Source organism: Streptomyces sp. NPDC031274 (genome assembly GCF_055570235.1).
Genome location: NZ_JBVIHP010000343.1, coordinates 1 through 1,196, shown reverse-complemented (window position 1 = coordinate 1,196; position 1,196 = coordinate 1). Strand labels below are relative to the sequence as shown.

Below are 1,196 nucleotides of genomic sequence, written 5' to 3'. Positions count from 1 at the left end.
AAAACAAAGTTTGTGTGGCTCTGGTCATTCACGTTTCGTCGCGCCCCCGCCTACCCCCTAAACTGGGACGGCCACGGTTCGCCTCTCCCTGTTCCGGGCGGTTCACCCCGGCCCAGGAACGGGTGCGTTGACGAGCACCCACGCCGAGCGTGCGCGGTTGCGCACGTCCCGAGAGCTGCGGTTGGCGCGCTCGGTGTTCCCGCAGCGCGGGCAGCGCTGCGAGGTGTAGGCCGGATCCACCTCCAGGAACGGGACCCCGGCCCGGCGGGCCTTGTAGGCGAGGTGCGCTCCGAGTTGGTGGAAGGGCCAGGAGGAGAGCGTGGCGCGCTGGTCGCGGCGAAGCCGTACCCGCTCGCGAATGCCACCGAGTTCCTCGACGGCGATCCCGCGACCGGTGCGTTGGGCGACCGCCACGATTTCCTTGGCGATGCGGTGGTTCACATGGGTGGCATGACGGGACTCCTTCTTGGCGCGCCGGGCGAGCCGTCGCACGGACGAGCGGGTCTGTTTGGCCTGCAGTTCGCTGCGCTTGGCTGCGTGCCAGCGGCGGTAGCGGGTCAGGTGGCGGCCTTGGTAGTTGGTGCCGTCGGAGGTGGTGGCGAGGTTGACGATGCCCCGGTCCACACCGAGGAAGTCGCCCGGCTCGAACACCTCGGGGTCGGGGATGTCGCAGGTGGCCAGGAGATACCACTTGCCTTTGGTGCAGATCAGGTCGGACTCGCCGCGACGGAACTCCGCCAGGGTTTTGAGCTGGTCTACCTGGCCGGTGTAGTGCAGGTCCTTCAGTCTGCCGTTCAGGGTCCAGATCGAGACCGTGCGGGCGTCGTGCTGCCAGGACAGACACCGGTCGTCGAACGGTTGGGCGGCCTGGGCCCGGAAGGCGAGCGGTGAGCCGGTCGCCTTCGCCCAGCGCTCGAGCCGACTTTGCCCAGGTTCCCCGCCTTCAGGTTCGTGCGCAGTGTGGTGTACGCGTCGACGGTCTTCTTGATGGCCCGCACGGCAGGCTGGGCGGACAGGCCGAACGTCGACTTCACCTCCGCGTAGACGAGCTTCTGCAGGTCGTTACGGGAGTACACCTTCTGCTCGAACGCGACCCGCGCCGCATAGGTGGCGGCCCGGTTGCAGGCGCGCAGGGTCGCCTCGAGTGCCGTCGCCTGCTCGGGCGTCGGCAGCAGCTTCACCCGTACCACCAGTCT

Annotated in this window: 1 protein-coding gene and 1 pseudogene; both read right to left on the bottom strand. The window is 68.2% G+C overall.

The features are described 5' to 3' along the window. Positions 1-102: 102 nt before the first annotated feature. Positions 103-681, bottom strand: a complete 579-nt coding sequence (locus tag ACZ5CR_RS46230; RefSeq protein WP_468869994.1) for an RNA-guided endonuclease InsQ/TnpB family protein — start codon at positions 679-681, stop codon at positions 103-105. A 113-nt stretch (positions 682-794) separates the two neighbouring features. Next, a pseudogene (locus ACZ5CR_RS46225) lies at positions 795-1,196 on the bottom strand (RNA-guided endonuclease TnpB family protein); the annotation flags it as partial.